The organism is Corallococcus sp. CA049B, assembly GCF_003611685.1.
GTDB classification, from domain to species: Bacteria; Myxococcota; Myxococcia; order Myxococcales; family Myxococcaceae; genus Corallococcus; species Corallococcus coralloides.
In genome coordinates, this window is sequence record NZ_RAWC01000046.1 from 1 (window position 1) to 25,327 (window position 25,327).

Annotated in this window: 17 protein-coding genes; 7 read left to right on the top strand and 10 right to left on the bottom strand. The window is 68.0% G+C overall.

The window, feature by feature from the left end; all coding sequences use genetic code 11:
* Positions 1–54 precede the first annotated feature (54 nt).
* Both D7W82_RS13350 and D7W82_RS13355 read left to right on the top strand, forming a co-directional pair.
* On the top strand, positions 55–1,350 hold the full coding sequence (locus tag D7W82_RS13350; protein WP_233587494.1) for an MFS transporter: 1,296 nt from the start codon (positions 55–57) through the stop codon (positions 1,348–1,350).
* A 286-nt stretch (positions 1,351–1,636) separates the two neighbouring features.
* Complete coding sequence (locus D7W82_RS13355; RefSeq protein WP_120618717.1) at positions 1,637–2,674, top strand: hypothetical protein; 1,038 nt, start codon at positions 1,637–1,639, stop codon at positions 2,672–2,674.
* Between the two features lie 81 nt (positions 2,675–2,755).
* Here the strand turns inward: D7W82_RS13355 and D7W82_RS13360 are convergent, their stop codons facing one another.
* From D7W82_RS13360 to D7W82_RS13390, 7 genes are all read right to left on the bottom strand, one after another.
* Positions 2,756–5,821, bottom strand: a complete 3,066-nt coding sequence (locus D7W82_RS13360) for a hypothetical protein (protein ID WP_147439313.1) — start codon at positions 5,819–5,821, stop codon at positions 2,756–2,758.
* Positions 5,818–6,990 (bottom strand): tryptophan 7-halogenase, encoded by a 1,173-nt coding sequence (locus D7W82_RS13365; RefSeq protein WP_120618719.1) that lies wholly within the window; start codon positions 6,988–6,990, stop codon positions 5,818–5,820. Before D7W82_RS13365 ends, D7W82_RS13360 begins: the two co-directional genes overlap by 4 nt.
* Positions 6,987–8,996, bottom strand: a complete 2,010-nt coding sequence (locus tag D7W82_RS13370) for a LodA/GoxA family CTQ-dependent oxidase (protein WP_120618720.1) — start codon at positions 8,994–8,996, stop codon at positions 6,987–6,989. Before D7W82_RS13370 ends, D7W82_RS13365 begins: the two co-directional genes overlap by 4 nt.
* A 238-nt stretch (positions 8,997–9,234) precedes the next feature.
* Positions 9,235–10,467: an HlyD family secretion protein gene (locus D7W82_RS13375; RefSeq protein ID WP_120618721.1), complete on the bottom strand. Its 1,233-nt coding sequence runs from the start codon at positions 10,465–10,467 to the stop codon at positions 9,235–9,237.
* A gap of 3 nt (positions 10,468–10,470) precedes the next feature.
* Positions 10,471–12,102, bottom strand: a complete 1,632-nt coding sequence (locus D7W82_RS13380) for a DHA2 family efflux MFS transporter permease subunit (RefSeq protein ID WP_120618722.1) — start codon at positions 12,100–12,102, stop codon at positions 10,471–10,473.
* Between the two features lies 1 nt (position 12,103).
* Positions 12,104–12,724: a TetR/AcrR family transcriptional regulator gene (locus D7W82_RS13385; protein WP_120618723.1), complete on the bottom strand. Its 621-nt coding sequence runs from the start codon at positions 12,722–12,724 to the stop codon at positions 12,104–12,106.
* A gap of 147 nt (positions 12,725–12,871) precedes the next feature.
* Complete coding sequence (locus D7W82_RS13390; RefSeq protein ID WP_120618724.1) at positions 12,872–16,144, bottom strand: C45 family autoproteolytic acyltransferase/hydolase; 3,273 nt, start codon at positions 16,142–16,144, stop codon at positions 12,872–12,874.
* Between the two features lie 219 nt (positions 16,145–16,363).
* On the opposite strand from D7W82_RS13390, the gene ada reads away from it, so the two are divergent.
* Together ada and D7W82_RS13400 are read left to right on the top strand one after the other, a co-directional pair.
* Positions 16,364–17,437 (top strand): bifunctional DNA-binding transcriptional regulator/O6-methylguanine-DNA methyltransferase Ada, encoded by a 1,074-nt coding sequence (gene ada / locus D7W82_RS13395; RefSeq protein WP_120618725.1) that lies wholly within the window; start codon positions 16,364–16,366, stop codon positions 17,435–17,437.
* Positions 17,438–17,454: 17 nt separating this feature from the next.
* Positions 17,455–18,135: a 2OG-Fe(II) oxygenase gene (locus D7W82_RS13400; protein WP_233587496.1), complete on the top strand. Its 681-nt coding sequence runs from the start codon at positions 17,455–17,457 to the stop codon at positions 18,133–18,135.
* A gap of 71 nt (positions 18,136–18,206) precedes the next feature.
* On the opposite strand, the gene D7W82_RS40055 is transcribed toward D7W82_RS13400, so the two are convergent.
* Positions 18,207–18,839, bottom strand: coding sequence for a hypothetical protein (locus D7W82_RS40055; protein ID WP_147439314.1), 633 nt, complete (start codon positions 18,837–18,839; stop codon positions 18,207–18,209).
* A 797-nt stretch (positions 18,840–19,636) separates the two neighbouring features.
* On the opposite strand from D7W82_RS40055, the gene D7W82_RS40060 reads away from it, so the two are divergent.
* The gene (locus D7W82_RS40060; RefSeq protein WP_147439315.1) at positions 19,637–20,257 is read left to right on the top strand and encodes a hypothetical protein; all 621 of its coding nucleotides are present in this window, start codon (positions 19,637–19,639) and stop codon (positions 20,255–20,257) included.
* Between the two features lie 809 nt (positions 20,258–21,066).
* Complete coding sequence (locus D7W82_RS13410) at positions 21,067–22,131, top strand: DUF3103 domain-containing protein (protein ID WP_233587498.1); 1,065 nt, start codon at positions 21,067–21,069, stop codon at positions 22,129–22,131.
* Between the two features lie 80 nt (positions 22,132–22,211).
* Here the strand turns inward: D7W82_RS13410 and D7W82_RS13415 are convergent, their stop codons facing one another.
* Positions 22,212–22,769 (bottom strand): cysteine hydrolase family protein, encoded by a 558-nt coding sequence (locus D7W82_RS13415; RefSeq protein ID WP_120618729.1) that lies wholly within the window; start codon positions 22,767–22,769, stop codon positions 22,212–22,214.
* A gap of 112 nt (positions 22,770–22,881) precedes the next feature.
* On the opposite strand from D7W82_RS13415, the gene D7W82_RS13420 reads away from it, so the two are divergent.
* A complete protein-coding gene (locus tag D7W82_RS13420; protein ID WP_120618730.1) occupies positions 22,882–23,865 on the top strand; it encodes a GlxA family transcriptional regulator in 984 nt (327 codons plus the stop codon).
* A gap of 38 nt (positions 23,866–23,903) precedes the next feature.
* Here D7W82_RS13420 and D7W82_RS13425 read toward each other — a convergent pair whose 3' ends face one another.
* Positions 23,904–25,322, bottom strand: a complete 1,419-nt coding sequence (locus D7W82_RS13425; protein ID WP_120618731.1) for a cytochrome P450 — start codon at positions 25,320–25,322, stop codon at positions 23,904–23,906.
* Positions 25,323–25,327 lie beyond the last annotated feature (5 nt).

Here is a 25,327-nt window from a genome sequence, read left to right on the forward strand (position 1 = left end):
GTTCAGGACGCCAGAGGTGTCTAGAATCCCACCCTCCCCTGTCCTCCCCTGTAGGTGTCGCCCTTGATTGAACAAGAGACCGCCCTTCCGGCCACCGCTCCCGCCGAGGAACCGCGCTGGGCCTGGCCCCCGCTGTTCGGCCTCTTGGAGGTGCAGTTCGGCGCCGCGGTGGGCTACCTGCAGACGGCGGTGCCGTACTGGCTGGCGAAGGACGGGATGCCGCTGGCGGAGATTGGCGTGCTGTCCGGCACGGCGTTCTCACCGCACGCGTGGAAGCTGTTGTGGGTGCCGCTCATCGACCTGGGGCCGTGGCGCCGCGTCTGGTACGGCGTGAGCACGCTGCTCACCGCGCTGCTGCTCCTGGCGTGCGCGATGTTCCCGGAGCCCGCGCGGCACCTGGGCGTCTTCACGCTGCTGCTCACGGCGTTGCAGGCCGCGGCGACGACGGCGCACGCGGCGCTCAACGGGCTGATGGCCACGACGTCCAAGCCGTCCGACAAGGGGCGCACGGGCGGCTGGCAGATGGCGGGCAACGTGGGCTCCACCGCGATGATGGGCGCGCTGGCCATCTTCCTGGCGACCCAGTTCTCCCGGCAGGTGGCGGGCATCGTGCTGGCCACGCTGGTGCTGGCGAGCGGCGCGGGCATCTTCTGGATCACCGAGCGGCATGACCCCTCCGCCGTGCCCACCGGGCCGCTGTTCAAGGCGGCGGTGGACCGGGTGAAGAGCATCGTGATGGACCTGGTGAAGACGGCGTTCAGCCGCGACGGGCTCATCATGCTGGTGCTGTGCCTTGCGCCGGTGAGCTGCGGCGCGCTCAGCAACCTCTTCAGCGCGATGGCGGGCGCGTACCAGGTGCCGGAGCACACGGTGGAGATGGTGAACGGCCCGGGCATGGCCGTCACCGGCGCGGTGGGCTCGCTGATGGGCGGCTGGCTGTCGGACCGGATGAACCGCAAGCTCGCGTACGCGCTGATGGGCGGGGCCACCGCGATGGCCGCGTTCGCCATGGCGGCGGGGCCCATGACGACTGACACGTACATCTGGGGCTCGCTCGCGTACAGCTTCGCGAACGGCGCGGGCTTCGCGGCCTTCGCCGGCATGGTGCTGGAGATGGTGAGCGACGGCGCGGCGGTGACGACGAAGTACTCGCTCTTCGTCGCGGCCTCCAACTTCGCCATCAGCTACACGACGGCGCTGGACGGGCACGCGTCGGAGTTCCGCGGCATCGGCACGCGCGCCACCATCGCGGCGGACGGGCTGATTACCCTGGTGGGCATCAGCATCGTGGCGATCATCTTCGTGCTCTTCCTGCGCAAGAAGCCCGCCGCGGCCCCCGCCACCGCGTGAGCGCCCTGGCCCCTGCCGGCAGCGCGGCGCGAGGCGGCGGGTCCTGGTGACGAACAGCGCGGACGTGGAGCCGGCCGTCACGCGCTGATGGCATGCGGGCTGACACGTCAGCCCCTGTGCCTGCCACGTCAGGGTCGTGGCGAAGGCCCACCGCTTCGCCGGGCCGCCCGAATGGTTCCAGCCAGTTGGGGTTCGAACATCCTTGGCATTGAGGCTGCACTTGCGGGGCCGCAGCCCCGCGAGCCACGCCTCACGGGGAAAGTCACCCAAACCAAGGTGGACACCCATGACCCAGTACAATGACTTGTTCTTCCGTGTGAACACCGGTGACACCGGTGAGCGCAACTTCGGGAACGAGCCGACCAACACGATTGCCTATCAATCGCCGGACATCATCCCCCAGGGCCTCGGTCCCACGCCCAATCCGGCGGAGTTCTTCACCGGGAACTACAGCTCGGACGTGGGGCAGAACCTGATCGAGAGCGGCGACAACTACATCTACCTGCGCGCCAAGAACCTGGCCGGTGAAGCCCGGTCCGGGAGCGTGTCGCTGTATGCCGTGCCGGCGAACCTGCTCTTGTACCCCTACTTGTGGGCGGGCAATGAGTTGCAGACCAGCGACAAGAACGTCGACAACGGCAACAAGAACATCATCAAGGCAGACAGCGGCAGGATCGCCGTGACGGACAACCCGTTCGTCTGGAGGGCCCCCACCCCGGACCATTACTGCCTCATCTCCCGGGTCTCGACCGCGACGCACCCGGACCCGATTCCCACCACGGCCGTGGGGAACATGGATCAGCTGACGGAGTTCATCCTGGACAACCCGGGATTCGGCTGGCGGAACGTCACCATCGTGGACGCAAACAAGCCGGACTACACGACCAAGGGCATCGCCTTCGAGCAGGGCTCCACCTCGGCAATGGTGACCTTCGACATCAAGTGCGTGAACGTCCCCCCGGGCGCGAGCGTCTCCTTCTCCGCGGGGACGCCGGGGCCTTCGCCCCTCATCCGCATGGACGCGACCCCGGTGGGCAAGACGCTTCCGGACCAGGATGGCAACACCAACTGGCACACGGGGATCGACTGCCTCGTGCCGGCCAACTACAAGACGACCATCGACTATTCGTATTGGTCCAACAACCTCGCTCCGAATCCGGGGATGTCCATCACGGTCCGGGTCCTCCCGTTCGTCTCCTCCGACCACCGGCTCTACGGCCGGCTCTTCACGCCGGAGCAGCTGGGGATGACCCCCGAGCGGAGCAAGGCGCTGGCGGGCAAGCGCGGCATCGTGCTCGGCTCCCACACCACCGTCTTCCGCTGAGCGGCACAGGGCGCATGGAGAAGTGAAAGCGGCCACCGGCTCTTGAGAGCCGGTGGCCGTTTTCGTTGATGCCGCGGTGCTTCAGCGCTTCGTCACGCGGGCCTCACCCAGGACCATGGACCAGTTGTTCATGACCTCCGTGGGCTGGGTTGCGCCATAGGTCTGGCCCTGAATGGATGTCTTCGTGTTGAGGTGGCTGCTCATGTAGATGAGCCGGCTCATGGCGGGCCCCGGCTGCTGGTTTCCCTGGAGCGCGTCCTTGAACCGCGCGCCGAGATAGCCCGGAGGGATGCTCTGGTAGTTCAGCCGGACCCGGATGGAGGCCCACGAAGGAATCTCCGACAGGGGTACCTGGTACACCAGCGTGTCCTCGCCCTCGGCCTCCCGGGGCTGGCTGTCGCTGGGGTAGTCCGGATCACTCTCGATGCCAGGCTGGGTTCCCTGGACCTCGCTCAGGGGCATGGTGATCCGCGCCAGCTGGTAGAGGTCCAGCCCCAGCTGAAGCTCGCCGCCCTTGCGCAGGCTCGGCGGCTTCCAGCCCGCGGGGAGGATCCGGTTGTCCTTCAGGTCCTTGAACTGCTGGAGCTCCAGGCTGGTGACCTTCTTGGCGTCGTCCATGACGCGGGTCTCGTAGATTTGGACCTGATCCTGCCGCTGGAGCGTCTGGTAGTGCGGCTGGAGCTGGCCGGGGTCGGACGAGAACTCGCCCGCGAGGATGTTGTCGCCACTGGCATTGCAGGGGCCATTGCAGATGGCGCCTTGCGCGTTGGGTTGTCCCGACGCCCAGAGCGCCTTGCCGGACGCGTCCAGGACCTCGAACTGGATGAAGGCCCGGCGGAAGCCCGCGCCGCTGGGGAACTTGTGCCCTGCGTTGTTGAGGAGGGTGACGGGGACGCTCAGCATGCCGTTGTCGGTGGACATGTTCCCCAGGGAGATCTGCACGGCGGGGAGCCGTGGATTGTAGGAGCCCTGGGCCGTGCTGTACGCGAGGTCCAGGATGGACTGCTCGGCGTTGAGCAGGTTCTGCGCGACCACGTAGTTGCGCCTGGCATCCGTCAGCGGTGCGACGGTGCCATCCGGGAAGCGCAGGGCGAGGAAGAGGTCATCTAGGAGGAGCACCTCGCCACTCCGGCCGGTGAAGCCAAGCTCCAGCCGCTGGACGTCCGTGCCCAGGGCCATGGTCGCCTGACGTGCCTGCCACCTCGACTGTCCCGGGTCGACCGCGAGCGGAGGGGTCGTGGACGCCGCGACGCCTTGCGCGTTGAAGGTGCGCACGACGAGCTCGCCGCACGAGAACTGGTCGCACCAGGCGGTGGCGCCCCAGAGGAGGGTCGTCTTGCCACCGCCCTTCTGGAGGGCGTCCTGGTAGCGGCCGAGGTCGATGCTCAGCGTCGCGCTGCCCTCCTTGAGCTGGAAGAAGTAGCGGCCGTGGCTCGGGCGGATGGAGCGTCCCTCGTCGCCCGTGAGCTTCTGGACGGCGGCGATGGCGCTGTGCTCGCTCCAGCCCGCCGTGTTGCCATCCTCGGCGCCCGGGTTGGGGACGAGGTTGGGCGTGCGGTTCAGGATGTCTGGGGATTGGAGATAGGGCGGGACGCGTGAGTCCGCCGACAGGTAGAAGTCCAGCCCGAGCACGTCCGGGAACTGCTGGAACATCTCGTGGACGAACAGGTTGATGCCCAGCAGCGTGTGCCGGTTGTATTCGCGCGCCACCGGGGGCGGGCTGCCCTGGTAGAACGGGTCCAGGTCGTCGTTGTACTGCGCCACGTACACGCGGTTGTCGTGGGGGGATGACGGCGAGGTGAGCGGCATGTGGCAGCCCTGGCACGTCGTCTTGGAGTCGGGGTAGCCGCTGTTGAGCCACTCGAAGTAGGTGGTCTGCTCATAGGCGAGCGCGACGCAGGGGTCCTTCGTGAAGTTACCGTTGGCGTCGAAGGTCGTCTGGCTGGCGTCGCAGCTCGCGGGGCGCTCGTAGCCTTCGCTCGCTTCGGAGATGGGCATGCCGGGCCTGTAGTTGGTGGGGACCTTGGGGAGGATGACGACGTGGCAGGCGCCGCAGACCATGGAGTCGCGCAGGTAGCTGTGTCCGTCCACGTGCGCCGCGGTCTCCAGGCTCACCCCCGCGGCGGCCATGGGCTTCGCGTTGAGGCCGAAGTCAGGCCCGAGGATGGCGCCGGGGTGCAGGTTCATGGACGAGGTGAAGGGGAAGGACGGCGGCGTGAGCGTCTTCTTCTCCTCCGCGCTGACCAGCCGGTCCGACACGGTCGCGCCGAAGAGGTCTCCGTCGGAGCCGTAGAAGAGGCTGTAGTCGGTGCCGTTCCAGGGCTGGCCCTCCTTGGGCGCCATGGAATGACAGACGGCGCAGGAGAGTCCGTCCCGGGCCAGCGCGCCGTAGGTCGCGTATTGCGAACCCGCCTCGGGGGTCGAGGGGAACGGGTTCTTGTAGGGCGCTCCCTCTGGCGTCGCGTAGAGGGTGTAGTGGTCGAACGGGGCGTTGTTGGCCAGGGCCTGGCGCTCCGCCAGGGGGGAGTGGCATCGCATACAGAGCTGGTCCACCTGATAGTGCTGGTGCGGCGACAGCGAACGGGTCGTCTCCACCTGGGCAAGGAAGACAGGGTCCCGGCCCGCCAGCGCCTTGATGGAGGCGCTCCAGTCTCCGAAGGGGGACCAGTTGGCGGTCAGGTTCATGGGGTCCCCGCCGCTCGGCCAGAGGCTGCTGACCGTGGGCTGTTGCCAGAACGCCATCTCCGGCAGGTCGCTCTTCTCGGCCTTCCAATCCGAGTCATGGCAGGACTGGCACACCAGGGAGGAGTTGAAGTCCTGGCTGCCAAGGTTCAGCCCGTTGTGCGCGATGTCCAGGTTCCGGGGCGGCAGCTTGACGAGGTCGCCGCTCTGGATCCTGGGCAGCTGAACGCCCAGCTGCGTCGAATAGAACTTCAGGAAGGCCTGGGCCTCGTCGCTGGACTCGGCGAGGGGCTTGAGCAGGGCATTGCCTCGCGGGAACACGGGATAGGGCGGAGGGACGAGGCCATCCCCTCCGCTGCCGCTCGTGGCCAGGACCACGGGTTTGGGCGCCTGGCTCCGCACGACCACCGCGGCCGCGATGGCGAGCACGGCGCCCGCCGTGACAATCACATACCTCGTCTTCATGGGTTCACCTCGGTGGAATGGGGGCGGAGGAGCTGCGCTGGGGGCGCGGCGGGAGCGGGCAAGGCCTCCCACCGGTTCTTCCAGAAGGGGGCCTGGGGCCACCGCTGCTCCTGGCGGTAGTAGGCCGCGCGGGTGCGTTGATGGTCCTGGAACCGCGTGTTCAGCGTGGACTCGTAGTCCTGGAGCGCGTCCGCGTCGCCGCGCAGGCAGCGCTCCAGCGCGTCGGCGGCCAGGAGCGCGGAGTCCAACGCCTTGGTGATGCCCTGGGAGGACAGCGGATCATAGGTGCAGGCCGCGTCGCCCACGGCGAGCCACTGCTCCCCCCGCGCCCGGTCCAACTGTCCGACGAGCACGGGCACCGCGACGAGCGCCTCGCCGGCGAAATCACAGACGTCCAGCCGCGCCCGGGTCGCCGGCGCCTGCCTCAGCAGGTTCATCCAGGAAGCGGGCGTGGCCCAGCGAAGGCCGCGCAAGGAGTCGCCATCGCCGATGAGCGCGACGACGACCCGCCCCCTCGGCAGCAGCGCCGAGTACCACCAGCCCTCCGGGCAGGCCTCCACCAGCGCATGAGTGGGGAAGGCCGCGTCGCCCGGAAGCTGGAAGGCGCCATACACGGCGAAGCAGCGGTCGCTCACGAGCCGCCGCGCGCCGCGTGCCGAGGCGAAGGTGGCCTTGCCTCCCGTGGCGTCCACGACGAAGCGTGCCCGCAGCGTGCTGGGGTCTGCTGCCCCATGGGCCAGGCGGAGCCGGTAGCCGCTGCGCCCCAGGGACTCCGAATCCACCAGGGTCGCCGCTCGAAGCACCCGAGCGCCTTGCCGGAAGGCTTCGAGGCTCAGCCGTTCGTCGAAGCGCGCCCGGTCCAGATGCCAGGCGGAGCCCCAGGGGGACATCATCGTGTCATGGAAGCCCGGCTCCGCCCTGCCCCAGCATGACGACGTGCCGCGGGAGGCCAGGTGTCCGTCGCGCAGGAAGCCTTCCCAGACACCCAACCGGGACAGCGGCAGGCGGACGTCTGGAGGAAGGGTCTCTCCCAGCCGGGGGGCGTCATAGGTGGTTCGCTCGACCAGGGTGACGGAGAGCGACGGCGCCCGCCTCCGCAAGGCCACGGCCAGGGCCGCGCCCGCGGGGCCACCGCCGATGATGGCCACGTCGCAGGAGTCCTCGCTCACGAGTTGGCCACCTTGGCGAGGGCCGGTTCCTCTTGGCCCGAGGCGGGCGCGTACGTCCGCTCCACCTCGATGAACGTGGGCGCGGGCGGATTTCCTGGCGCGGCCTCGGGGCCCTGCAGGGAGACGGGGGCATCCGACCGCTTGAGGACGAAGCCCAGCTCCTTCCAGTGGAAGACCATGTCCTCGTCCGTGTCGAAGTTGATGTCCGTCGGACGCGTCCAGTAGTCCTGGTGCCATTGCTGGTCTTCTCCCAGGTAGCTCACGAAGTAGGGCCGCTGGGCGGGCCACCACCAGAGCGACGTCCCCTGGACGGTCTGGTTGGAGCACTCGTTGAAGTCGGCCTGCCAGGGCAGCGCCATGTACTTGCTGGCATCCCCCGGCTCCAGGCCCAGCCCGTCGTGCGGGTTGATGTTCCACTGGAGCGGCTGGTCCCTGGGCCTGTCGCGGTGCTTGAAGCGGAAGCCCGCGGCCGGGTCGTCCTGGAAGAAGTTCGCGTCCCGGGCAATCCACGTCATCTCGATGCCCGGGCAGAACGCGCCGCCCACGCAGTTCTCCAGCACGGCGCGGTCCAACCGCGCGCCCTCCGACGCGGGGGACGCGGGGGGCGAGTGGTCGACCTTGCCCGCGCTGTATTGCTGGAGGAGGAAGTACTGGGTCCGCGTGAGGCTCAGGAACTTCCGGGGGAGGGTTTCGGAGATGGGGTTGTCGCCCGCCATCTTCGGCATGAGGTCCGGCGTCGGCCCGTTGACGTCGTCGGGGTTCCGGATCTTTTGAAGGAAACGGGGGCCCAGGTTGCCGCCCTGGAAGGAGTCGTGTCTGCCATTGCCCTGCGGGCCCACGTCAGCGACCCACTGATAGGCGGCGGGGCGGCTCAGGATGGGGAGGAGCTCCGCCTGGAAGTTGGGCGTGTAGTCCTGCTGGAACTGCCCGTTCTGGTAGAGCCCGGGGACGAGCCCCCGCTGGGTGACGAAGGTGTCGAAGAGCGTGTCGTAGAGCGTGATGACGTTGAGGATCTGCGGCGCGTACCCGGGGGGCCCCACCACCACCCACGCGGGGAACTCCACCTCGTGCTCGGAGTCGTCCTCCATGACCAGCGTCGCGGTGACGGGCCCATCCGAGACGTCATCCCACCAGAAGGAGTTGTTGGCGTACGTGTCCAGCCGGGGCTGGGGGTAGGCGTTCATGTCGATGAACCCCTTCGCGGCGGTCTTCTGTTCGGACGAGAGCCCCAGACTGGGCTCCGCGAGGACGGAGTCGACGGCGGCGTCGAACGCATCCTGGGTGTCGTAGCCGATGTCCGCGATGGCCTTCAGCGCGACGAGGATGTCCTGCGCCTTGTCGTGCAGGCATTTGACGTCTTCCAGCGTGTGGTGCCGCTGCCAGCTCTCCAGCAGATCGCTGGTGATGTCATAGCGGACTGACACACCGGACCTGCCATAGCCGCCCACCGCGTGGAGGTAGCCCCGGGCATCCGTGACGAGCTTCCCCAGGGTGGTGATGTCGCTACCTTCGGGGAGGAGTCCCGCAGGGCGGGCCGACGCCGCGAGCAGCTCACACTCCACGGTGGTGGGGCAGCCCGCGCTGCCAAGGCAGGCGACGGTGCGCGCCCCCGCATCGAGGATGAGCGCGTTGCGGGCATCCCCCACGGTGCGAGGATTTCGCAGCGGGTGGTCGACGGCGTAGGTGCCGTCCGCGCCCTGCTGCTGCCGGAACTCGTACCAGGCGGACTTCTTGTTGGCCAGGTGGACCGTCCAGCGGATGTCTTTGATTCCGCCCTCCCCCGGCTGGACCCTGCGCCCGTTCGAGCCGGGCGAGTCATAGGCGTGGATTTGAAAGCGCGCCGCCTGCCTGCGCACCGCCAGGCTGGCGTCGCGAAACCGGGTCACGCTGCCGCCCCCTACCTCCAGCGGCAGTCCTCCTGCCTCCTCGGGCCCCAGGTAATAGTCCTCGCTGTCTCCGACGCGGGCCACGCCGATGGCCGGGTGAATCTTGTAGGTCGTGCTCATGCCTTTGCTCCTCGCGGTGGAGGAGGAGCTGATGCAAGACACACTCCCAGCCGTGCAACCGCCGGAATTCCAGGAACCGCGAGCTTTTCCAGACAGAGGCCATCTTCCGCCGTGCCAGACGTGGCCCTTGACGCGTCAATCATTGCCCCTGACGTGTCAGCCCCCCTTCGGGTCAAAAAGAAGCGCCGCGTCCCTGTGCGGGGCGCGGCGCCGGGGTGTGGGGCTTCAGGCTGGGGGGCTACTTCGTGTGCACCGTCACGTCGGCGGAGAGGCCGGCGCGCAGGGCCAGGCCTTGCGGCGGGTGCACCCAGGAGATGCGCACGGGCACGCGCTGCACCACCTTCACGAAGTTGCCGGACGCGTTGTCGGGCGGCAGCAGGGAGAAGCGGGCGCCGGTGCCGCCGGACAGGCTCTCCACCCTGCCCTCCAGCTTCTCACCGGAGAAGGCGTCCAGCTCCACCTCCACGCGCTGACCGGGCTGCATGTGGCCCACCTGCGTCTCCTTGAAGTTGGCCACCACGTAGGTCGTCGTGGGCACCAGCTCCGCCACGGCCTGGCCGGGGGTGAGCAGCTGGCCCGCGTGCACGGACAGCTTGGACACCTGGCCGTCCGCCGGGGCCACGATGCGCGTGTCCTCCAGTTGGAGCTTCGCCTGGTCGAGCGCGGCCTCCGCGCCCTTCACCCGCGCGTGCGCCAGCGACGCGTTGGCCTGGGCGGCGGCGATCTTCTCGTCGATGGGAGCGCTCACGTCGAGCTGCCCCCTGGCCTCCGCCACCCTGCTCTCCGCGGTGCGCCGGCCCTCCTCCGCCAGGGCGAGCTGCGCGCGGGCACCTTCGAGCGCGGCCTGCGCCGTCTCGTGGGCCGTCCGCGCGTCATCCAGCGCGCTCTGCGCCACCACGTTCTGCTGGCGCAGGCTCTGGGTGCGCTCCAGATCCAACGTGGCCTTGCGGGCCTGGGCCTCCGCGCGGGTCAGCGCCGCGCGGGCCGCCGCCACCTGCGCCTGGGCGCCGCTCACCGCGGACGTGCTCGTGGACACGAGCGCCTTCGCGCTGGAGAGGCCGCCCTTCGCGCCCGCCTCCGCCACCGTGGCCTGCGCGTCCGCCGCGGCGGCCTGGGCTCGCGCGGACTCCAGCTCGGCTTCCGCCTGCTTCACGCGCGCCTCGTACGGGCGCGGGTCGATTTGAAGGAGCACGTCGCCCTGGTGCACGGTGGCGTTATCCAGCACGGCCACCTTCACCACGGGGCCGGACACACGCGCGGCCAGGGGCACCACGTCCGCCTCCACCTGCGCGTCGTCGGTGGTCTCCTGCCCGGCCGTGACGACCTTGAAGCCGCCAATGGACAGCACGATGGCCGCCACGACACCGCCGAGGATGAGGAAGCCCCGCTTGCCGCGCTTCGCCTGCGCCGCGGAGGCGGGCGCGGGCGCCGCTTCAGGGACGAGTTGGGGAGCTGTCGTTGTCGTTGCCATGTCTCAAATCTCCACGTCGATGTGCGGTTTCTCGTGGGAGCCCCCGACGCTCGGGGGGTCCTTGAGGAAGTAGATGAGCGGCAGCACCACCACGAACATCAGCGCCGCCAGTACGAAGAGCTTGTCGAACGCGAGCACCATGGCCTGCCGCGACACGTTGCCCACCATCAGCTGCAGGCTGGCCATGCTGGCGCTCGCGGCGTCCAGGCCGTGCTGCATGAGCCCCTTCTGGGTGGCGGCCATGCGGCTGGCCACCTCCCACCGCTCCGGGTTCAGGTGCGCCGCGATGGAGGCCTTGGACAGCACGGTGTAGCGCGACAGCAGCGTGGTGAAGATGGCCAGGCCCACCGACCCGCCAATCTGGCGCAAGAGCGAGTTGAGGCCCGTCGCGTCCGCCATCCGCTCGCGCGGGATGCTGCCGAGCGCCGTGGCGCTGAGCGGCACGAACATCAGGCTGAAGCCCACGCCCTGCAACGCGATGGCCGCGATGATGTTGTTGGAGCCCGTCGCGAGCGAGAAGTGGCTCATCTCGTACGCGCCAAAGCCCGCGAACACGATGCCTATCCCCACCAACACCCGCGCCGGCACCTTGCCGTACAGCCGCCCGACGATGGGCATCATCAACATCATCACCAGCGTGCGAGGCATCAGCGAGAAGCCGGACTGCGTCGCGGTGAAGCCCAGCAGCTCCTGCATGAACACCGGCAAGAGGAACATGCTGGCCATGAGCACCGCGAACACCAGCGCGCCCAGGAGAGTGCCGGACGCGAACACCGGGTCCTTGAACAGCCGCAGGTTCACCGCGGGCGCCTCCGCGGTCAGCTCGCGGATGACGAAGGCGATGAGGCACGTGGCGGAGAGCAGCGCGCAGATGACGATGACGGGGGACTCGAACCAGTCATCCGCCTGTCCCTCTTCCAGGAAGTACTGGAGCGTGGCCAGGCCCATGCAGAGCAGCGTGATGCCGGACCAGTCCATGTGCTTGCGCTGCTTCTCGGCCTCCTGGCGCGCGGTGGCGCGCAGCTGTTCGTCCTCCTGGACGAAGCGGGCCACCATGAAGAAGCCCAGGATGCCCACGGGCACGTTGATGAAGAAGATCCAGGACCAGTGCCAGTTGTCCACGATGTAGCCGCCCAGCGTGGGGCCAATGGCCGGGCCCACCATCACGGCCATGCCGAAGATGGCCATCGCGGTGCCCTGCTCCTTGGGCGGGAACGTCTGGCGGAGGATGGCCTGCTCGGTGGGTTGCAACGCGCCGGCCCCCAGCCCTTGCAGGAAGCGGAAGAGCACCAGCGTGGGCAGGTTCCACGCGAACCCGCACAGGAACGAGCCCGCGACGAAGAGCACCAGACACGCCAGGTACACGCGCTTCTGGCCGAACATGCGGCCCAGGAAGCCCGTGAGCGGCATCACCATCACCGTGGCGATGACGAAGCCGGTGGTGGCCCAGGTGATCTCCTGCACCGTGGCGCCCACAGCGCCGCGGATCTGCGGCAGCGCCACGTTCACGATGGACGAGTCGATGGCGCCCATCAGCGTGCCGAACGTCACCGACAGGGTGACGAGCCACTTGTTGACGGGGGCCTTGGGCGTGGCTTGCGCCAGGACCTCCGGTGTCGCGACGGCTGTCGCCATGTCAGTCGACCTCGATGCCCTTCAAGAAGACGCGGAGGATCTCCTCCGCCCAGGCGGCTGCCGGAGGGTTCGCGGCGTCGTCCTCGCGCAGGCGGTCCAATGCGCCGCGCACCATTCCCATCAGGAGATTCGGGTAGAACGCGCGCCCTTCCGCGCGGACCTCCCCGGCCTGGATGCCGCGGTCGATGATGCCCGCCACGCGCCGGCTGAGCTCCGCCAGGATGCGGCTCTTGCGCGCCGGGTCCTCCGGCAGCTGCACCAGCACCCGCACGAACGCGTCGCGCTCCGCCGCGTGGGCGAACAGCGCCGTCACGAAGGCGCGGAGCTGTTCACGCGCGGGCCGCTCCGCCACGGGGGCCAGGGCCGCGTCCAGCCGGTCCAGCATCAACTGCCGCCGCTTCGCGCGCAGCGCGTCCAGCAGGGCCGCGCGGTCGGTGAAGTGGTTGTAGAGCGTCCCCACCGACACGCCTGCCTGCTCGGCGATGGACTCCATCTTCGCCGCGTGCAGGCCGTCGCGAGCGAACACCGCCGCGGCCGCCGCCAGGATGGCATCAGCGGTCGCTTCCTTCAGACGGGAGCGCAGCTTTTTGACGGGCGCCTCAGATTTTGAATCCCGATTCATTTTCTGAAGAGAGATTTAACCCTCTCCGCGCCGGAGTCAAATCGACCGGGTTTCCAGAGGGAGACAGCAGGCGAACGCAAGAAGGGCCGGCGGGGGTGCGCTCCGCCGGCCCTTCCTGGGCGCTGCTGGATTTTCAGCGACGGTGGCTCAGGGGGTGAGCATGCCCAGCTTGGGCGCGGGCAGGTCCACGGACAGCTCCTGGGTGAAGCCCTCGGTGGCGTGGAAGCCCTTGCCGCTGACCTCGCCCGCGCGGAACAGGGCCCAGCTCTGGAGGCCGCGCTGGAAGGAGCGCGTCATGTGCCACAGCTCCAGGCCGCTGTTGGCGACGAAGAGGTACAGCGTGCGCTTCGGGTTCCAGGGGTTGGGCAGCGCCAGGGCCAGGCCGTCATCCGCGCGGCCGTACGTCTTCCCCTGCCAGCGGAAGTAGCGCCGGCCCAGCTCCACCGGCAGCTTCTTCTCCGCCGCCAGGCGCGCCATGAGCCCGTTGTCCTCCAGGCCTCCGAAGACCACGAGGTCGCGGTCCGCCAGCTCCGCGTCCGTCACCTCGGCGTCCGGCTTGAGCGGGGCCAGGCGCTCCGGGGACGCGTCCGCCAGCTGCTCGCGGTAGTTCGTCGCCAGCGTGCGCATGGACTCCACCTGTCGCGCGGAGCCGTACACGAAGAGGAGCTTGTCCCAGTCATCCAGCGTGTTGGCCAGGGTCTGGTAGCGCTCGCGGGCCACGGGGATGTCGTTGCCCACGTTGAACACCACGCGCACCGGCCGGTCCGCGACCTTCACGGTGAAGGTGTCGCTGGCACCCTTCACCTCCACGCGCTCCAGCACGCTTCCCTTCTCCGTCTGCACCTCCACCAGCGTGGCGAAGCGCCAGGGCGTACCGGACTGGTCCACCTTCAGCGTCACCTCATATCCCTCCTTGGCCTTCTGGGCGCGGGAGGTGAGGCGCGGCGCGGGCAGGCCCCCGCGCTCCACCCACTGCTTCACCCACGGCCCCACGTCCTGGCCCGCGGCCTCTGAAGCGGTGCGGATGAAGTCCTGGGTGGTGAGCTTCTTGTTCGCGAACTTCGAGTGCACCGCGCCCATCACCTTGGCGAACTTCGCGTTGCCCAGGGTCAGCCGCAGCTGGTGCAGCAGGTACGTGCCCTTGATGCGAGGCACCGCGTACTGGCCATAACGGCCGTAGTCCGTGCGAGCGGCGGTGGGCACCACGTCGCCCTCGCGGGCCGTGACGTACAGGTAGCGGGCGTTGAGGTCCGCGAGCGCGTCGCGCTGGGCGTCGAAGGCCTTGGAGAGGTCATCCCCCTCCGGCAGGTCCCTCAGCTGGGTCCAGTACGCGGCGGAGCCGCTGCCGAACCAGTTGTCCGCGTCCGTGGCGGGGAACACCGTGTTGGCCCAGAGCTTCTTCTCGTCGAAGGACAGCGCGTCCTTCACGCGAGCGAAGTCGCGCTTGGGCCTGTCCGCCTTGGGCTCCGGCTTCTGCTTGGCCTTGGCGGCCTTCAGCTGGTCCGCGACGTAGATGGGGCTGAAGGCGGTGTAGCCCAGGGACAGGTGCGGCGTGGCGCCGGGCAGGTCCGGAATCCAGCGGCTGCCCACCATCTTCTCGCGCAGCGTCGTCTTGCCGTAGTGGGCCAGGAACATCAGCTTCTCGGTCATCTCCGAGGTGGTGACCTTCCCGTCACACGCGTGCGGACGGTTGATGGGGCTGGACGCCATCATGCGCGTGGCGCTGTCCACGTCGAAGCCGCCCTTGCCGTATTTGGCGTAGGCCTCCTGGAAGGCGATGTCGCGGTTCCAGGTGTTGAAGGCCAGGTCCACCGGGGCGTTGCTCGCGTTGGGCACGGACTCCTTGCGGACCTCCGGGTCGCGGTTGTTGTTGTTGGCCCAGATGAAGTCCTTGAGGTTTCCGGGCGTGTCAGAGGCCTTGCCCTTGCTGCCGGTGCGCCACAGCCGCGTCTTCGAGGTGCCCAGGAGCAGGCACGCGCCCTCGTCCGTCTTGGTGTCCGCGAGCGTCCAGTCGTTGGTGTAGAGGCCGTTGTTGCGGTCCTTGAGGATGCGCTCCACGTCGTCGATGGAGTTGGCGTACTGCACGGCCTTGCGGATGCGGTTGCTCTGCGGGGTGCCGTCGATGTTGAAGGGCGTCTGGCCCACGGTCGTCTCACCGATGACGATGCCCGCGTCGTTGAGCATCCAGTCGGAGCCGCTGTGGATGCCGCCCGGGAAGGTCTGCATCACGAAGCGGTGGCCCTTGGTGGGCTGCACGTCCAGCACCACGTCCCAGTGGACGCCGGTGTAGCCGTTCCACATGAAGATCTGGCCCATGACGACGCGGCCGTCCTTGGTCGCGGATTTGGTGGCCACGAAGGACGAGCAGTGGTCGCCCTCCCCTGCCCGGCCGTTCTCGTCCTCGCCCTTGAGGAAGGTGCGGCCGGAGAGCGGAGACGCGGTGACGCGGTTGGCGTCCTCCAGCTGGCCCAGGTCCACGGCGGAGTTGATGGCGACGACGTCGAGCACGTCCAGGGCGCGCTCCTTGCCATCCGGCCCCTTGAACTTCGCGCCGCCCACGTTGGCGCCGTCGGCGATGCCCTTCATCTCCTCCAGGTACTCGGGGTCGAAGCGGCGCAGGAACAGCGAGTCCGCGAGCAGGCGCACCTGCGCCCAGCCCTTCGCGGCGTCCGCCTTGTCCTTCTGGATGCCCAGCTTCTCGATGTAGCGGACGATCTCCTGCGACACGAGCTCGCCGTACTGCCGGCCGCGCTCGTAGGGCTCGCCCTCGATGTGCACGTACACCCAGCCGCCGTCGTCGTAGCGGAAGCCCTTGCCGGCCCACCGCACGCTCTCCATGGGGATGTACTGGGTGATGTCGTCCACCGGCTCCAGCTTCACGTCGTCGAACCAGGCGGTGCCGGTGGCCTTGCCGTTGTGGCCCAGGTGCGCGCGCACGCGGTCATTGGACGTGGTGGCGAAGAACAGCACCTGCACCCGGCCGCTCTGGTCCGCACCCTGCGGCGGAGAGCAGTTGGTGAAGGGGAAGCTCTGCATGGACAGACACGCGCCCAGCGCCGTGGGGTAGCGGGCCTGCGCGTCCGCCTGCACGCCCTGGGTGCGCACCCAGGCGGAGAGCCGGTAGAGGCGGCCCACCTGGAGCTTCACGGACTCGGAGACGACGGTGGTCTCCGCGCCGCCCTGGGGGCTTTCGATGACGAGGCTGCGGCTGCCCTCCGACTTCGCGTCGGTGCGGGCGGACACCTTGCCCTGGCCGGACGCCGTCCAGCCCTGGGGAAGGCCGGTGGCGGCGGCGGTTTCGAAGCCGGCGTTGGGGACCGCGATGGACGCAGGGGCCGCCCAGGCGGAGGCCGAGGCGCACGCGGCCAGCGCGGGCCAGAGCAGACGGGAGCGTTTCCACATCAGACGCAGGTGGGACATGGCTTGCTCATGGGAAGGAGGAATGGGTGCGGCATCCTGTCACGTCGTACGCGGGCGTGCTGCCACGCATTGCGTGGGGTCCACTCCCGGCGCGATTGGGGCGCGTCACGCCATGACGCCCTGTTCCATGGCGGTCCGAATTCGACCGCAAGGCGCGGAGTGCTGGCCTGTGCACCGGGGGTTAGGTTTCGCCTCGTGGACATCGAAGGGAGGCGGAGCATGGCGACGAAGACGGAGGCCCTCGCGGCGGCGACGGTGGGCGACCCGCGCTGGGCGGCGGTCGTCGCTCGGGACGCGGCGGCGGATGGGCGCTTCTTCTATTCCGTGAGGACGACGGGTGTGTACTGCCGTCCGTCCTGCGGCGCGAGGACGCCGAGGCCGGAGAATGTGGGTTTCCACATGACGGTGGCGGCGGCGGAGCAGGCGGGGTTCCGGGCGTGCAAGCGGTGCAAGCCGGGGGAGCCCTCGCTCGCCGTGAAGCACGCGGACCGGGTGGCCGAGCTGTGCCGCTTCATCCAGGCCGCTGAAGAGATGCCGAGCCTGGAGCAGCTGGCGGAGCGCGCGGGGCTGTCCCCGTATCACCTGCACCGGGTGTTCAAGGCCGTCACGGGGCTGACGCCGAAGGGCTACGCGGCGGCGCAGCGGGCGGAGCGGATCCGCACGGGGCTGACGAAGCGCGGCTCCGTCACCGAGGCCATCTACGACGCCGGCTTCAATTCGAGCGGTCGCTTCTACGAAACCTCCAGCCAGGTCCTGGGCATGACGCCGACGAACTTCCGCGCCGGGGGCGCGAACACGCAAATCCACTTCGCCATCGCGGAGTGCACGCTCGGCCCCATCCTGGTGGCCACGAGCGACCGGGGCGTATGCGCCATCCTGATGGGGGATGATCCGGATGCGCTGGCGAAGGACCTCCAGGACCGCTTCCCACAGGCGACGCTGGTGGGTGGGGACGCGAAGTTCGAGCAGCTGGTGGCGAAGGTCGTGGGCTTCGTGGAGGCGCCGCGCGTGGGATTGGATCTGCCCCTGGACGTGCGGGGCACGGCGTTCCAGCAGCGCGTGTGGCAAGCGCTGCGGGAGATTCCGGCGGGGAAGACGGCGAGCTACACGGACATCGCGGAGCGGATTGGTTCGCCGAAGTCCGTGCGGGCGGTGGCGCAGGCCTGCGGCGCGAACGCGCTGGCGGTGGTGATTCCGTGTCACCGGGTGGTGCGGAACGATGGCGCGCTGTCTGGGTACCGGTGGGGCGTGGAGCGCAAGCGCGCGTTGCTGGAGCGTGAGGCGCAGCGGTGAGGAGACGGGTTCGCGCGGTGGATTGGGAGGGAACGGGCCGGGAGCTGGATGCCCGTGGGTGCGCGGTGCTGGAGCAACTGCTCACGCCTGACGAGTGCGAAGCCTTGGCGCTGCTCTACGACGTGGACGACGCCTTTCGCAGCCGCGTGGTGATGGCGCGGCACGGGTTTGGCCGGGGTGAATACAAATACTTCGACCACCCGCTGCCGGAGGTCGTGACCGAACTGCGCACGGCGCTGTACCCTTGTCTGGCGCCCATCGCGAACCGCTGGAACACAGCAATGGGAATCGACGTGAGGTATCCAGACACGCACGCGGACTTCCTGGCGCGCTGCCATGAGGCCGGGCAGGTACGGCCCACTCCCCTGCTGCTGCGCTACGGCGTGGACGACTACAACTGCTTGCATCAGGACCTGTATGGCGAGCACGTCTTCCCGCTCCAGGTGGCCATTCTCCTCTCCGAGCCAGGAAGGGACTTCACGGGCGGCGAGTTCGTGCTGACGGAGCAGCGCCCGCGCATGCAGTCCCGCGCGGAGGTCGTTCCCCTGCGTCAGGGAGACGCGGTCGTTTTCGCGGTGCATCACCGTCCGGTCCAGGGCACGCGAGGCACCTACCGCGTCAATCTCCGGCACGGTGTCAGCCGCGTGCGCGCCGGCATAAGGCACACGGCTGGCATCATCTTTCACGACGCAGCCTGATACGATTTGGTCACTTTTAGTCTTCCACGAGGAGCACCTTCCTCGATGTTCGACCAAGCCGCGAACTGAACTCACTCCTTTCCTTGAATCGACGAGGTCACACCTCTCGCTGTGGCATCAAGGTTCGCCCCGATTGTTCCTGTCATCCGCTCGTTATTGGCTGGGAGTTCGGTTTCAGCATCCGCTTGCGCCAGAGCTGATGCCAGGTAGAGCCGGGTCAACAGGTAGCCCCCAAAGAAGCCGAGCGTGAGAAAGTAGAGCAGCAGCGCCATCGCAAAGGGCTCGGCTCCCGCATCCTTTTCGCCTTCCACCACCAGTCCCGTAGCGATGGTCCGAGCCGCGCGGTGCAGTCGCTCTGGAAGCGTCTGTAACTGCACGAGTCCAAGTCCAACGAAGATTTTGGTCAACCAGTCGGAAATCTGCTCCAGATTGGTGTTCACCCGATAGCGAGTTCCAGAAGGATTCTTGTGGCTGACGAAGCCGTTCGCTTCCGGCAGCGATGGAACAGGAACATCCTGCTGGAGGGCGCGTGGAATTCCAAAAATGAACCCAACAATACTCCCAACAGCCACGCACGCAAAACACCACAGCAATGCCATGGGGATGAAACTTTTGGGTTCGGCCCACTGCCGCAGCGCCACCACGACAAGACCGCAGAGCAAGGCAAACCCGAGCCCCCAGCCCGCCTGCTTCCGAATTTCCATCTTCCGTCTCTTCTGGCGTTTGAGGCTCTTCTTGCCTTGACCCAGGGCCAGTATTGGCATGGATGCGCCCCCCCATGGCATGACAGTAGCGCACAGGCAATTCTATCCAGAGGCCAAGGCCCTCACGGGTTACAGCACCTAACGAAAGACAGGGCTGGGCTGGCTGTTGGTAAGGGGCGTCCTCAGCTTGAGGGTCAGGGTCCGTGAACCCGTCCCCGACGCCTTCTGGCAGCGCGTGGCGCCCCTACGCCTCCGCCTCGGCCGAAGAAGAAACTGGGCCGCCCTCGTGCGGACGACCGGTTGTGCTGGAGGCCATCGTCTTCGTACTGAGGAGCGGCATCCCCCTGGGAGATGTTGCCTCGCAAGCAGTTCAGCCTTTCGGACATGACAGCCTGGCGCAAGTTGGAGTAATGGGCCCGGGCTGGCGTGTGGGAACAGTTCCAGGCGCGGCCGCTGGATGATCTGGGCCTGCGAGGCAAGGTGGACTTCTCGCGAGCTTCCATCGACTCCTGTCCGTCCGGGCGTCAAAAAGGGGCTCTCAGGGACCCACGCACGACGGATAGAGCGAAGTCGGGTAGCAAGCATCATCTTCTCGTAGACGCCGAGGACCTGCCGCGCACCGAGTCCGCAATGGCCGCCAACGTCCACGACACAGGGGGGGCCGATGTAGAAAAGGCCTGGAGGATTTGAATCACATGCGCATATGCGTGTTGCTCGCCTTGGGCCTCCTGGTGGCCTGCGGGGCGAAAGGGGGGTGCACCCGAGGGCAAGAACCCACGGGCGACGAGGCACGGAGCATGGTTGGTGTGCCCACCGATGCCAGCCCTGCGGCCATCGAACCGTCAGCAGACATCCCTCTTGCTACGCTGCGTTGCTCATTGGCGGGGACGTCCAAGGGTGTCGTTGCCCGCTGGTTCGGTGAGCCGGTCCCAAAGGAGTTTTCGCCTGTCTTCGGGTTTCACGCCCTGCGCTTTCAGTTCCCAAGCGGTGAGGAACTGGAGTTCAAGCCTGAAGAACTGTTGTTCCCGGCCGACTGGAACTGCAACATCTTCTCTCCGGGCTGTCGCTATGTCGCTTTATTTCTGGGGCGCTCGGCGGGCTATCACATTGTCGAACTGGAGGCCCTGCAAGACTACCTGGCAGGCCGCCGCCCCCCGTTCGCAACGCTGCGTTACTCGGGAGAATTGCCCGAGCCTCATCACCAGGGTCATGGCCGCTGGGTGTCCCCTACGGAATTTGAATTCTTTGTCTTCGCTCCCGGTGACGTTGATGGCTGGGCTGCTGACGGGGCGAGCGTCAGGCTCAGGGCAGGGCTCGCCGGAATGCGCCAGGGCTCTGCTCCGCCGCTCCAGGTGATTCAAGAGAAACTTGCTCATCCGCCAGACGATGGCTGTGGGGCAGCGACTGTTCACCCCTGACGGCCTCTCACCGCCTGCCAATGGCTGTGTACGCAAACCGTGCAAGACAATAAAAGCGCCGTCCTTCGACGCCATGAGATTCGAGCGTCGCCGTTTGAGCGAAGCCTGCCCAGCGCAACCAACGGAGGTGGGCGACGTTTCTGCTGTCCACGTTGCACCACAGGCAATGATAGCTCTGGTGGAGCTTCGGAACCCACTCAAAGGTCAGTCGCACGATTGACTTCGGGTGCGTCATGAACTCGTCCGTCCCGAGGAGCCACGCTTCGCCTGACTGAGAGTGGCTCGGGACAGCGCCAAACATCCCAACAATGTCCCCCGTCTGACCTAGAAGCGTGAGACAGGGCGCGGATTGACGTAGGAGGCGTTCCAGAACTGCCGTAGGAGCCTCAGCCGTTGTCGCTTGAAGTTCTCGCAAGTCCGCTGTGCGCAAGCGGCGCGCGAGGGGATGGATATGATGGGAACGCGCCGGTACGACGATCATGGGAGCGAATGAGCGACCTGGAGGGCCGTCTTCCAGGAGGTCAGGCAGGTGAGCCTACACCCGGGCGGCGATTTCGTACTGTTCGTCCTGGGCCGGAGATGCGCACGTGAGGCGGCCTCGCTGGGAGCAGATCACGCAATCCTGCTTTTTCTTCTATATCGAGAAATGCAGGCCGTGATGAATAATGGCCGGGACAGCGTTGCCGTGCACCTGCGGCTGCTGTCGCAGTCCCCTCGCTCACCCACCGGAGAATCCAATGAAGCGGATAGGGATGGTCATCGCGCTGTTCGTTTGCGTGAACGCAGCCCCCCAAGCTCGAGCCGCCGCCATGAAACCAGCGGCGCTGCGCGAACGCATCAGCGTGTCGCTGGCCGCCGACAAGCGCGAGATGGCGCTGACCCTGGCGAAGCAGGACACGGTGCTGCGAAAAGCTCTGGCCTCCCGCTTGAGCGGCGAGCACCTCGCCGTGGATCTGAAGCAGTGGCTGGGCACCGTGTCGGCCCCGTCCTCCGTCATGGGCGTGGCGGAGCGAGCGGACCTGAACATCCGTCGGCTCAAGGGCATCGATCGGGAGCTCGACAGCCTGCTGCAGCTTCGTCTGGCCAGCGCGTCCATGCTGGCGGCATTGCAGCAAGGCGTTGAACCCCTCTACGCGTACGAACCGGATGGCAATGACTCCCAGTGGCGATTCATCGAGGCCTTCGATGGCCTGGGCCGCGTGCACCACCTCGACGTGCACCGAATGCCCGACCAGCCGGTGCTGGTGGTGGACCTCGACGGGCGCAGGGACCTGGCCGCCGGCATCAAGCTGATGCGCGAGCAGCTCGTGGCACTCGGGCAACGTCCCCTGCCCGTCCTGGACACGGCCGCCGCGGCGACCAGCACTCCTGTGACGATCCTCGATCGCATCTACCTGAACGACGACCAGGAGCCCTGGATCTCCGGTAACGCGGAGGTCTATGCCATCGTCAACGGTGTCGACCCCAGCCGTGACGCGCCGCAGGTGGACATCGTCGACATGCCCTATCTGGACGTGGCCGGCAGGACCTACTCCCCGAACCAGGTCCTGATCTTCTGGGAGCGTTACCGCTGGGCGGCGGCGAACGTCATCCTCATGGAGCACGACGACAACACCAGCTACCAGGAGCTGGTGAGCTACCTGTTCAATGTCGCGAGCCAGATCCTGACCGCCATGGGCCAGCCGGAGATTGGCGCCCTGGTGGCCCTGGGCAGCGGGCTGGTGGACCGCATGCCAGGCGAATGGTTCACCAACGACGACGACTACGTCGATTCGTTCTACACCCTGGAGAAGAACCACTTCTACACCGACTACAGCGGAGCACGCGGCAACGCGGTGGTGTCGCTCAGGCCGTACGAGCTCGCGAGCCAGTAACCGTCGGCGGGCACGGGAAGCCGTACCGGCGCTGCTGGCCGGCGGTGGGGGGCGAGGTGGCCATGCTCGCCCCCTCCTGGTCAGCGTCCGGCCTGGGCCAGGAAGTCGGCGGTCGGCAGGACCCTGGCGTAGCCCATCCCCAGCGCGGCCAGGAACGCGGCATGGACCTGGGGCGCGGGCACGTGCTGGCCCTGGAACTCCAGGCTCCGGGCCGCGCACGCATCCCCAAGCACGGTGACCGTGTAGCCCAGGTCCGCGGCCGCCCGCACGGTGGCATCCACGCACATGAGGGTCATCATCCCCACGACCACCAGGTGCTTCACCTCCAGGGCCCGCAGACGCTCCTGGAGGTCCGTCTCACGGAAGCTGTTGGGGAAGTGCTTGAGCACCACCGCTTCACCCTGTCGGGGCGCGACTTGAGGATGGATCTCCGCGCCCGGAGTCCCCGGCAGGAAGAAGGTGGCGCCGGGCTGCGGTGATTCGTGGCGGATGTGGATGACCGGAGCGCCGCGCTCCCGGAAGCGGTCCAGGGCCGCCCGGGCCTCCGTGGCCGCGGCATCCGAACGATCCAGTTCGAACCGCCCCCCGGGGAAATAGTCATTCTGGATGTCGATGAGCAGCAGTGCGGTGTTCTCCACGGACGTCCTCCTTCAGTCGGGTCCTGGTGCGTCGCCACGTCGAATACGCGGGCCCGCGCCCCGAGGGGAGTGTCCGGATTGACAAATCCGGGGCGGAAACCGACAAACGCACATGCCTGCCGAGTCCTCGTCGATTCGTGTCGCGGTGCTGGCCCTGGAGGGCTGCGTGGCCTCCAGCGTCTCGGGCCCGCTGGACGTGTTCGCCATGGCCAACCGCCTGAGCAGGGACCACGGAGGCGGAGAACCCTTCACGACGGAGCTCGTGGCGCCCCTCCCCGGCCCCGTTCGCAGCTTCCATGGCCTGATGCTGGGCCCGGCGCGAGTGCCGGATCCGACGGAACGCTTCGACGTCGTCATCATCCCCGCGCTCGTGGGCGACCTGGAGCAATGCGTGGCGGAGCGCTCCACCCGGGACTGGCTGGCGGGACAGCACACGCGAGGCGCGAAGCTGGCGGCGGTGTGCGCGGGTGCATTCCTGCTCGCCGAGGCAGGGATCCTGGAGGGCCGGGAGGCCACCACCCACTGGGGGCTGGCCCGGGACTTCGCGACCCGCTATCCGCGCGTGGCGCTCAAGCCGGAATTGCTCCTGGTGGACCATGGCGACGTGCTCACCACGGGCGGCATCACCGCCTGCCTGGACCTCTGCCTGCACCTGGTCGCGAAGCAGGTCTCCGCGGAGCTGGCCGCGCTTTGCGCCAGGATGCTCCTGGTGGAACCCGGCCGGCGGTTCCACGCCCCAGACAGGGTGCACGCCACGCCTCGCGACCACGGCGACACCGCCGTGCTGCGCGCCCAGGAGTGGCTGGAGGCCCACCTCTCGGAGCCGGTGACCGTGGCGGGAGCGGCCGGGGCCGCGAGCCTGGGCGAACGCACGCTGCTGCGTCGGTTCCGCAAGGCCACCGGCGATACGCCCCTGGACTACGTCCAGCGCCTGCGCATCGAGGCCGCCCGGCGACTCCTGGAGACCACGCCTCGAACCGTGGAGGACATCTCCCAGTCCGTCGGCTACGCCGACACCACGTCGTTCCGGCGCCGCTTCAAGGCTCGCACCGGACTGTCTCCAGGCTCCTACAGGAAGCGGTTCGCGCTGCGCTAGAGGTGCCGTGCGCCACTTCCACCGGGAGGGCCTCCGTTCTAGGCGCTCCGGGCGCGTACGTCCTGGAGTGACGTGGCTGTCCGCGCGACGAGCCTCCCCGTGACGCCCTTCGGCAGCACCACGCCGAAGAAGAAGCCCTCCTCGAAGGGCTCCGTCGAATCCAGGTGGACCTTCACGCGGGAGGCAATCGTCGTCAGCGCCGTCTTCAGGAACACCATCGCGAAGTCCGCGCCCACGCACGCGCGTGGCCCTCGCCCGAAGGGGAAGAAGTAGCCGCTCCCCAGCGGGTCTCGCGTCGTGCCTCCGTCCAGCCAGCGCTCCGGCTTGAACGTGTCCGGGTCCGGCCAGTGCGCCGGGTCGCGGTGCAGGTGCTGGTTCGAGATCATGATCATCGACCCCGCCGGCAACGTGACCCCGGCCAGCTGCGCATCCTTCGACGGCGTGCGCGTCATCACCCGGACCGCGGGCAGGATGCGCAGCGCCTCATAGGCCACCGCCTCCGCCCACTTCGCGGACTCCAGCTTCTGGGACGTCAGCGGCCCGTCCGCCACCAGCGCAGCCGCCTCGGTGGCCAGACGCGCGTCGGCCTCGGGGTACTTGTTGAGCTGGTGGAACGCCCCCACCAGCGTGACGCTGGAGGAGAACGCGCCTCCGAAATACGTGCCCCCGAGCATGTGCGCCAACACCTGATCATCAATGCCCGGTGTCTCCCGCAGGTAGCGGGACATGACGTCCATGGCCCCCGGGTCCTGCCGCTTGCGAGCCTCACGGATGCGGTCCACGAAGTGCCCGTAGAAGCGGGCCTTCACCGCCTCGAAGTCCTTCGGCGGCTTCACGAACTTCAGCGGCAGCTTCGACTGGATGCGCGCGTCCGCCGCCCTCGCGAGCAGCATGAAGTCCTCGAACACCTGATCCGGCAGCTTCTCCCCCACCTGCGCCACCGAGAACGCGTCGAACGTCAGCCGGCGCAGCGCGGGCGTGAAGTCGATGCGGTCCTGCTTCAGCAGCGCGTCCACGGACTCGGAGATGGCCGCCTGCATGGGGCCCACCATGTCCGCCAGCGACTCCGCGGCCCACGGCCGGGCCGTGGGCTCCAGGGCGCGCTTCTGGGCCCAGTCGCCACGCAGCTCCGCCGTGAAGGCCGTGTCGTCCGTCGTGGAGGGGCGGATCTGCTCGCTGATGTTGCCCTTCTCGAACTCCATCCGGCGCGGGGACTCGTAGACCTCCGCGATGAGCGCCGGGTCGTTGAGCACCAGCCCGGGATTCGGTCCCATCCAGATGAGCGTGACGCCGCCGTACTCGCGGCCATAGCGGGCGCAGACGTCCCAGGGCGAAGCCCCCAGGAAGTCCCCAGCCGTGCCAAGGATCCCCGGCGGGGGACCGGGCAGCGACGCGAACGGCTTTCGCTTCGCGCCGAAGAAGAGGTTGAAGATGCCGCGAGAGAGGGCGTTGGGCACGGGCG